Consider the following 9,028-nt stretch of genomic DNA (forward strand, 5'->3'; position numbering starts at 1 on the left):
CTGGACGCCATCATGGTGGCGTGAAAACAATCAGCGACTACGGAAGACAATGCGGCCTTTGCTCAGGTCGTACGGGGTCAGCTCAACAGTCACTTTGTCGCCCGTCAGGATGCGGATATAGTTTTTGCGCATTTTACCGGAGATGTGTGCAGTAACCACGTGACCGTTTTCTAACTCTACGCGGAACATGGTATTAGGTAACGTATCGAGAACGGTACCCTGCATTTCAATATTGTCTTCTTTGGCCATCTAATCCTCTGGGGTATCACTACCGTAATTTGAACCGGCAAGATAATGCCGAAGTTCTTTTAATAAGTAAAGATTTGTGCGTTTAAAACACAGCAAATCGGGTTTGGCGCATTACTCTGACCACCCACGGCAAAGCTGCACGTAAAGCGCAACGTATAAGGGAACGAGGAGATAAACGATAGGCGTTGCCTGGCGCGAACTGTTCCTTAACGGCGGCGGGGTAATGGGCTAAACCAACTCTGCGGCACAATTATAACACCCCGACAAAAAATGTGCCGAAAACATTCACCCCTGAGGCGAAAATAACGTCCTTGGTATCCAGAAATGGCTCGGTAGCCGCTGCTGACGCAGTCTGCTCAGCTGCTCAAGGTACTCCCGTCGCGGGGTTTCGATGGCGCCCAGGGATGCTGTGTGGCTATTTAACACCTGGCAGTCGATTAATTTTCCGCCCTGACGGATAAATTCCGCGCAAAAAACAAGTAGTGCGGTCTTGGACGCATTTTCCTGACGACTGAACATTGATTCGCCACAAAACAGCGTACCTTGCGCTACGCCATACATGCCGCCGACTAATTCATTTTGTCGCCATACTTCAATTGAGTGCGCATGTCCCAGTTCGTGCAGCCGATGGTAAGCGTCCACCACATCGTGTGTGATCCAGGTGCCTTCTTCCCGATCGTTCGCACAGCCTTCAATCACCTGACCGAACGCGTAGTTGAGCGTCACACGATAAGGTGAATTTTTATGAAAGCGTTTCATGCTGCGACTGAGGTGAAAGTTCTCAGGCCAAAGAATGGCGCGCGGATCGGGTGACCACCAGAGAATAGGGTCACCGGGAGAAAACCACGGGAAAATACCGCGCTGGTAGGCCATCAACAGGCGGGCAGGGCTAAGATCGCCTCCCAGCGCCAGTAAACCGTTAGGCTCGCGTAAAGCGCCTTCCGGTGATGGGAAGGCTATAGAATGGCGGGACAGTTGCACCAGGCGCATGACAGTGAAACTCCACTACGCGAGTTTGATCGTTCAATAATAGCTTACAGACGTTGCTTAAACTGGTAATAACGCCCCTGCCTGGCTAACAGATCTGCGTGATTACCTTGCTCAATAATTTGTCCGTTGTCCATCACTATTATTTGATCAAAACGCGACAATCCGCGCAGACGATGTGTGACCATCAGCACGGTTTTATCCCGCATCACATCGCCAATTAATTCAAGCATTTGGCTTTCTGTTGTGGCATCAAGCCCTTCGGTAGGCTCATCCAGCAGCATCAGCGGGGCATCATGCAGCAAGGCGCGGGCGATAGCCAGACGGCGGAGCTCGCCGCCGGAAAGCTGACGACCGCCTTCTCCCAACCAGGCGTTGAGCCCATCGTCTTCAAGCAGTTTTTCCAGACCGACGCGGCGCAGGATCGCGGATAATGCTTCATCGCCGGCGTGCGGAGCTGCCAGCAGCAGGTTATCGCGAAGCGTAGCGCTAAACAGATGTACGCGCTGTGGCACGACGCTGATGATTTGGCGCAACGTGGCTTCATTCAGGGCTGAAAGCGGTCGATCGTTAATCAGGATTTCGCCACTTTGTGGATCCCATGCGCGGGTCAGCAATTGCAGCAACGTTGACTTTCCGCAGCCGGTGCGACCTAAAATAGCGATGTGCTCACCGGGTTTTGCCAGTAAAGAAAGGGTGTCGAGTGCTTTTTGCGTCTGCCCCGGATAGCTGAATGAGACCTCACGCAGGGTAAGAGTGAGCTGCTCAGAAACCGGAGATTCGGTATCCGGGAAGGTGACTTCTGGCTGCTGTTCGGTCAGTTCGGTGATGCGTAATGCAGAGGCGATAACCTGGCCGAGATGCTGAAACGCGCCGGTGACAGGCGCTAATGCCTCAAACGCAGCCAGCGCACAGAAGACAAACAGCGCGATTAGCGCGCCTGGCTGGGTATTTCCGCCCACGTCGCCTGAGGCCATCCATAACATCATAATCACCGCCAGCGCGCCGATTAACAGCATGATCGCCTGCGACAGTGCCGTTAATTCGGACTGACGTCGCTGCGCTTCATGCCACTGCAATTCGGTGGCTTCCATTTGAGCGCGGTAGCGTTCACTGGCGCCGAAGATAGTTAGTTCAGCCTGGCCCTGCAGCCAGGAGGTTACTTGCTGACGATATTGCCCACGCAAATGCGTCAGGTTTTGCCCGGTACTTTTACCGGCCTGATAAAAGAGTGGGGGCAGAATGAATAAGGTCAGCAGCATAATACCGCCGAGGGTGACAGCCAGCGTGAAATCGAGAACGCTCAGTCCCAGCGTGACCACCATGATAACGACAAACGCCCCCACCAGCGGAGACAGAACGCGTAAATAAAGATGATCGAGCGTGTCGACATCAGCGACGACGCGGTTAAGTAATTCACCTTGTCTATAGCGGGACAGGCCAGCAGGGGAGAGCGGTAGCAGCTTGCTGAAGGTATAAATCCGCAGGTGTTGCAGCACTCGGAACGTGGCGTCGTGACTGACCAGGCGCTCGAAATAACGGCCTGCGGTTCGGGTGATTGCCGCACCACGTACGCCCGCGGCGGGGAGCATATAGTTAAAACTGTAAATTCCAGTGACGCCCACCACCGCAGAAGCAGACAGGAACCAACCTGAGAGCGTCAGCAAGCCAATACTGGCCAGCAGCGTAACGATCGCCAGAACGATGCCCAGCGTTAACATCCATTTGTGACGTTTATACAGCGTCAGATAGGGTAGCAAAGCGCGCATTTAGATATCCTCCTGACGATGAGCCAGTAGTGTTGCAAAAGCACCGTCGGCAGCCCTAAGTTCAGCCCAGCTACCTTGTTCAACGATCTGACCATCCTGCATGACCCAGATAGCGTCCCAGTCGGCAAGATCTTCAAGCTGGTGCGTCACCATCAGCGTGGTCTGGCGGCGCGATGCTGCGTTCAATGCCTGCATCACGCGTTGTTCACTGTGGGCATCAAGGCTGGCTGCGGGTTCGTCCAGCAGAAGCAACTGACACGGATTAAGTAACGCGCGCGCCACGGCCACGCGCTGCGCTTGGCCAACAGAAAGTCGGGCCGCCTGATCGCCGACTGGCGTATCTACGCCCTGCGGCAGCAGCGGTAAAAACTCGCTCACCCAGGCGCTGTCGAGTGCGGCCTGAAGCTGTTCTTCACTGGCATCGGGCCGTGCCAGCAGTACGTTTTCGCGTAACGTGGCGGCAGGAAGCTGCGGGTTTTGCCCAACCCACGATAGCTGTTTGCGCCAGGAATCAGGCGACAGGTCGCGTAGTTCAAAACCGTTAATCCGCAGCGACCCTTGATAAGAAAGAAAGCCGGACAGAACATTCAGCAGCGAACTTTTTCCGGATCCGCTACGTCCTACCACTACCGCACGTTGACCTGCTGCCAGGGTAAAGTTGAGCGGTCCCGCAAGCACTTTGCCTTCCGGCGAGGTGATGACCAGACCTGCAGCCTCAATTGAAACGGCATCTTTCGTCGCCAGCTCAATCTCACCACGCTCAGGGTGCGCCAGCGGGGTTTCCATAAAGGTTTTCAGACTGTCTGCTGCTCCAACGGCTTGCGCTTTGGCGTGATAAAACGTCCCGAGATCGCGCAGGGGTTGGAAAAACTCCGGTGCCAGAATGAGCGCCAGGAAACCGGACGCCAGCGTGACGCCCATACCGTAGTGGCCGAAGTCGAGCTCGCCGAGGTAGGAAAAACCGAAGTAAACCGCGACCAGAGCGATAGACAACGACGTAAAGAACTCGAGGACCCCGGATGACAGGAATGCCAGGCGCAGGACTTCCATCGTGCGCTGGCGGAAATCCTGTGATGCTGCGCGAATACTTTCTGTTTCGGCTTCACCGCGGCCAAATATTCTCAGCGTTTCCATACCCCGGAGGCGATCGAGAAAATGACCGCTTAGTCGGGCAAGCGCCTGAAAGTTGCGGCGGTTAGCGTCGGCTGCGCCCATACCGACCATCGCCATAAACAGAGGGATTAGCGGGGCGGTTCCGAGCAGAATAAGAGCGGCTACCCAGTTTGACGGAAAAACGGCCGCCACAATCAACAGGGGAACGCATACGGCCAGCGCCATTTGCGGCAGATAACGCGCATAGTAGTCATGCATATCGTCAATCTGCTCGAGGATCAGGGTCGCCCAGCTCCCGGCTGGTTTACCCTGTATCCAGGCCGGACCCGCCTGTTGCAGGCGATCGAGAACCTGGCGACGAATCTCAAAGCGAATATGTTGCCCGGCGTGAAACCCGACGCGTTCGCGCAACCAGACGACCCATGCGCGCAGGATGAAAACCAAAATCAGCACGATGAAAGGGAGCAGAAGCGCTTCCCGGGGGATATTGCCCATGATCATATGGTCCAGAATTCGGGCCATGAGCCAGGCCTGAGCGACAATTAACAGGCCGCTCACGAATCCCAGCAGGCGTGAAATGTTCAGCCATCGTTGGGATATTACACTTTGCTGTTTTAACCAGCGGGTCAGCTCTTTTTGACGGGTTTTATTCATTGCACGCTTAGCAGGTGAGTTATTGGAATTTTTGGGCAGGACAATGTTACAACGAGGCAAAAATAAAGGCGACTTATAGTCGCCTTTTTTACTTTTGTTACTGATTTGTAAAACTTATTTGCAAGCGTCTGCCAGACCGTCGAGATAACGTTCTGCGTCAAGCGCAGCCATACAACCCGTGCCAGCAGAAGTGATCGCCTGGCGATAAATATGGTCCATCACGTCACCCGCTGCGAAGACGCCTGGAATGCTGGTTTGCGTCGCATTGCCGTGAATACCGGACTGAACTTTGATGTAGCCGTTTTCCAGTTCGAGCTGACCGTCGAAAATGGCGGTATTCGGGCTGTGACCGATGGCGACAAACAATCCCGCAACGTCAAGTGATTCAACGTTGTCAGTATTTTGCGTATCGCGCAGACGCAGTCCGGTTACGCCCATTTGATCGCCAGTCACTTCTTCCAGCGTACGGTGCGTATGCAGCACGATGTTGCCGTTTTCCACTTTATCCATCAACCGCTTGATAAGAATTTTCTCAGCACGGAAGCTGTCGCGACGGTGAATCAAATGTACTTCAGACGCGATATTCGCGAGATACAACGCTTCTTCTACAGCGGTATTGCCACCGCCGATCACCGCAACTTTTTGGTTACGGTAGAAGAAACCGTCGCAGGTGGCGCAAGCGGAAACGCCGCGGCCTTTAAATGCTTCCTCTGAAGGCAAGCCCAGGTAGCGTGCGGACGCGCCAGTGGCGATGATCAATGCGTCACAGGTGTATTCACCGCTGTCGCCGGTCAGACGGAAAGGGCGGTTTTGCAGATCAACTTTGCTGATGTGATCAAAAATGATTTCTGTCTCAAATTTGGTCGCATGTTCGTGCATACGTTCCATCAGCAATGGGCCAGTAAGATCGTGCGGATCGCCAGGCCAGTTTTCCACTTCTGTTGTTGTGGTCAACTGACCACCTTTTTCCATACCGGTAATCAGTACCGGTTGCAGGTTAGCGCGTGCAGCGTAGACCGCAGCGGTATATCCCGCAGGGCCTGAGCCCAGAATAAGAAGTTTACTGTGTTTGGTTGCGCCCATGAGATCCCCATAGTTGTTGGCAGGCAATGAGCAGGATTGTAGGGAATTTACAGGCGTAAAAAAAGAGTATGGCGATTTTGTTAACAATATGTGTAATAGCGGAAACCGATGAACGACAGATTGAGTCGTAATACTATAACGATTTCTACTTAAAATCGGTCAGTTATAAGGTGATAAAATGACGAATTTCCATCACTGCGACTGAATAACTGGCATGTTGTACTAAAAATCGATGTTTTGCTTTGACAATCCCCTGCTGTTTTGCGAAAACATTCAAGGAAGAAAAAAACTGTGTCATGTATGTGCTGCATAATCATGCATGTAGATACCATGTTTACCGTGTTAGCGAAATCTACGCATGGTGTGGACAGATGCCATTCGTGATGTCGATAGCCGCCGACAGGCAACGGTCTTCTCACCATAAACCCAGACATTGCAAGCCGTAAATCCCTCTGGGCTGCGGTTTATTTTGATGGGGAGCGACTCTGAACAGTGATGTTAGTAGAGTCAGGCAGGAGTAGGGAAGGAATACAGAGAGACAATAATAATGGTAGATAGTAAGAAGCGCCCTGGCAAAGATCTCGACCGTATTGATCGTAACATTCTTAATGAGCTGCAAAAGGATGGGCGTATTTCTAACGTCGAGCTTTCTAAACGTGTGGGACTTTCACCGACGCCCTGCCTTGAGCGTGTGCGTCGGTTGGAAAGGCAGGGTTTCATTCAGGGCTATACAGCGCTGTTAAACCCACATTATCTGGATGCATCACTTCTGGTTTTTGTTGAGATAACTCTGAATCGTGGCGCCCCGGATGTGTTTGAACAATTTAACTCTGCAGTACAAAAACTTGAAGAAATTCAAGAGTGTCATTTAGTTTCCGGTGATTTCGACTATTTGCTGAAAACACGCGTACCGGATATGTCAGCATACCGTAAGCTGCTGGGGGAAACCCTGCTGCGTCTGCCTGGCGTAAATGACACACGTACTTATGTAGTAATGGAAGAAGTCAAACAGAGCAATCGTCTGGTAATTAAGACGCGCTAACACGGAACAGGTGCAAAATCGACGCAGTTTGATTACACTCCTGTTAATCCATACAGCAACAGTGCCGGGGCAACCCGGTGCTGTTGTCCGTTTTAGCATCGGGCAGGAAAAGCCTGAAACCTGGAGAGCCGTTTTTGAGCCAGGAATACACTGAAGACAAAGACGTCACATTGACGAAGTTAAGCAGCGGGCGCCGACTTCTGGAAGCGCTACTGATCCTTATTGCCCTTTTTGCCGTCTGGTTGATGGCTGCCTTACTCAGCTTTAACCCTTCGGATCCCAGTTGGTCGCAAACCGCATGGCATGAACCTATCCATAACCTGGGAGGCATTCCCGGTGCATGGCTGGCGGACACGCTGTTCTTTATTTTTGGCGTCATGGCCTACACCATTCCGGTCATTATTGTCGGCGGCTGCTGGTTTGCCTGGCGACACCAGGCCAGCGACGAATACGTCGATTATTTTGCTGTTTCATTGCGCATTATTGGCGTTCTGGCCCTGATCCTCACCTCCTGCGGGCTGGCCGCTATTAACGCCGATGACATCTGGTATTTCGCCTCTGGCGGGGTGATTGGCAGCCTGCTCAGCACTACGCTGCAGCCATTACTGCACAGTAGCGGCGGTACGCTTACGCTTTTGTGCATCTGGGCTGCGGGATTAACGCTGTTTACCGGCTGGTCATGGGTGAGCATTGCGGAAAAACTGGGTGGCTGGTTACTTAATATCCTGACATTTGCCAGCAACCGTACCCGCCGCGACGATACCTGGGTCGATGACGAAGAATATGAAGATGAAGAAGAGTTTGTCGACGCCGCTGATGGTAAACCCCATGAATCGCGTCGGGCTCGAATTCTGCGCGGTGCGTTAGCGCGCCGTAAACGCCTGGCTGAGAAATTTACCAATCCGCTGGGCCGTCATACTGATGCTGCGCTGTTCTCCGGCAAACGCATGGATGATGAAGACGACATTGAATACAGCGCCCGTGGCGTGGTCGCCGATCCGAACGATGTGCTGTTTTCCGGTAATCGGGCAACATTGCCTGAATACGACGAACTCGATCCACTGCTGAACGGTCATTCGGTGACAGAGCCGGTAGCTGCCGCAGCAGCAGCCACAACGGCATCTCAGGCCTGGAGCGCGCCGGTTGATCCGCTGTTGCAAACGTCGCCAGTTACCAGCACCGTTATGGAACAATCGACGCCAGCCGTGGCCTGGCAATCCGCGCCTGGCCCGCAAACCGGTGATGCGGTGATTGCGCCTGCGCCTGAAGGTTATCCGCAGTCAGCCGAATATGCTCAGCCTGCGGTGCAGCAGCCGTATGAACCATGGCAACAGCCGGTTGCACAGGAGAATCCTCAGCCGGAATATTACGCACCGCAAACGTCTGAACCGGTGTATGCGCAACCCGCCGCGCCGCAGCCGCAGGAATTCACCTCGCAGCAAAACGGGCAGCAGGAACCGGTTTATCAGCCGGAGCCTGAGCCGCAACCGGTCTATCAGCAGGAGCCTGGCTTCCAACAACCTTCCGCGTTCCAGCAACCGGTGGTTGAACAACCTTCTGTAGTGGAACCTGAGCCAGTTGTTGAGGAGACGAAACCCTCTCGTCCACCGCTCTACTATTTTGAAGAAGTCGAAGAGAAACGGGCGCGCGAGCGTGAGCAGTTGGCCGCCTGGTATCAGCCTATTCCAGAACCCGCTCAGGAGCCTGAGCGTGTTAAGCCGTCTATGCCATCTATGCCGACGGCTGCCTCCATTCCGCCCGTTGAGTCTGTTGCTGCCGTTGCGCCGCTGGCTGCCGGGGTGAAAAGCGCCGCTTCTGGGGCAAGTGCCGCTGCCGCAGCACCTGTGTTTAGCCTTGCGGGTAGCGGTGCGCCGCGTCCGCAGGTGAAAGAAGGGATTGGCCCGCAACTGCCGCGCCCGAATCGTGTGCGCGTGCCTACTCGTCGGGAGTTAGCATCGTATGGCATAAAACTGCCGTCACAGCGTATGGCTGAAGAGAAAGCTCGCGAAGAGCAGCTTGATACCAATGCGTACAGCGATGATGAAATTGATGCAATGCAGCAGGATGAGCTGGCACGTCAGTTTGCCCAGTCTCAGCAGCACCGTTATGGCGATGATTATCAGGACGATAC

Annotated in this window: 7 protein-coding genes and 1 pseudogene; 2 read left to right on the forward strand and 6 right to left on the reverse strand. The window is 53.7% G+C overall.

Annotated elements, in window-relative coordinates:
- Positions 1 to 30: 30 nt before the first annotated feature.
- The 6 genes and pseudogenes from infA to trxB all read right to left on the reverse strand — a co-directional run bounded on the left by infA (position 31) and on the right by trxB (position 5,855).
- Positions 31 to 249: a translation initiation factor IF-1 gene (infA, locus tag KQJ18_RS05255; protein ID WP_002211347.1), complete on the reverse strand. Its 219-nt coding sequence runs from the start codon at positions 247 to 249 to the stop codon at positions 31 to 33.
- Positions 177 to 534: pseudogene (locus KQJ18_RS05260) on the reverse strand (hypothetical protein). Before KQJ18_RS05260 ends, infA begins: the two are co-directional and overlap by 73 nt.
- Positions 535 to 1,239, reverse strand: coding sequence for a leucyl/phenylalanyl-tRNA--protein transferase (gene aat, locus KQJ18_RS05265; protein WP_038639268.1), 705 nt, complete (start codon positions 1,237 to 1,239; stop codon positions 535 to 537).
- 44 nt (positions 1,240 to 1,283) lie between these two features.
- On the reverse strand, positions 1,284 to 3,005 hold the full coding sequence (gene cydC, locus KQJ18_RS05270; protein WP_216421608.1) for a cysteine/glutathione ABC transporter ATP-binding protein/permease CydC: 1,722 nt from the start codon (positions 3,003 to 3,005) through the stop codon (positions 1,284 to 1,286).
- Positions 3,006 to 4,772 carry a cysteine/glutathione ABC transporter permease/ATP-binding protein CydD gene (cydD, locus tag KQJ18_RS05275; protein ID WP_204577929.1) on the reverse strand — a complete coding sequence of 589 codons (1,767 nt, stop codon included), beginning with the start codon at positions 4,770 to 4,772 and terminating at the stop codon, positions 3,006 to 3,008. It lies immediately after the preceding gene.
- Between the two features lie 114 nt (positions 4,773 to 4,886).
- On the reverse strand, positions 4,887 to 5,855 hold the full coding sequence (gene trxB, locus KQJ18_RS05280; RefSeq protein ID WP_003831889.1) for a thioredoxin-disulfide reductase: 969 nt from the start codon (positions 5,853 to 5,855) through the stop codon (positions 4,887 to 4,889).
- Positions 5,856 to 6,402: 547 nt separating this feature from the next.
- Between trxB and lrp the strand changes: the two genes are divergently transcribed.
- Positions 6,403 to 6,897 (forward strand): leucine-responsive transcriptional regulator Lrp, encoded by a 495-nt coding sequence (gene lrp, locus KQJ18_RS05285; protein WP_002439523.1) that lies wholly within the window; start codon positions 6,403 to 6,405, stop codon positions 6,895 to 6,897.
- Between the two features lie 134 nt (positions 6,898 to 7,031).
- The coding region (locus tag KQJ18_RS05290; protein WP_216421609.1) for a DNA translocase FtsK 4TM domain-containing protein at positions 7,032 to 9,028 on the forward strand (1,997 nt) is incomplete at its 3' end.

The organism is Citrobacter sp. S55_ASV_140 (assembly GCF_018919505.1).
Lineage (GTDB): Bacteria > Pseudomonadota > Gammaproteobacteria > Enterobacterales > Enterobacteriaceae > Citrobacter > Citrobacter werkmanii.

Coding starts and splice junctions, on each gene's coding strand:
- infA (WP_002211347.1), bottom strand. CDS start 249: ATGGCCAAAGAAGACAATATTGAAATGCAGGGTACCGTTCTCGATACG.
- aat (WP_038639268.1), bottom strand. CDS start 1,239: ATGCGCCTGGTGCAACTGTCCCGCCATTCTATAGCCTTCCCATCACCG.
- cydC (WP_216421608.1), bottom strand. CDS start 3,005: ATGCGCGCTTTGCTACCCTATCTGACGCTGTATAAACGTCACAAATGG.
- cydD (WP_204577929.1), bottom strand. CDS start 4,772: ATGAATAAAACCCGTCAAAAAGAGCTGACCCGCTGGTTAAAACAGCAA.
- trxB (WP_003831889.1), bottom strand. CDS start 5,855: ATGGGCGCAACCAAACACAGTAAACTTCTTATTCTGGGCTCAGGCCCT.
- lrp (WP_002439523.1), top strand. CDS start 6,403: ATGGTAGATAGTAAGAAGCGCCCTGGCAAAGATCTCGACCGTATTGAT.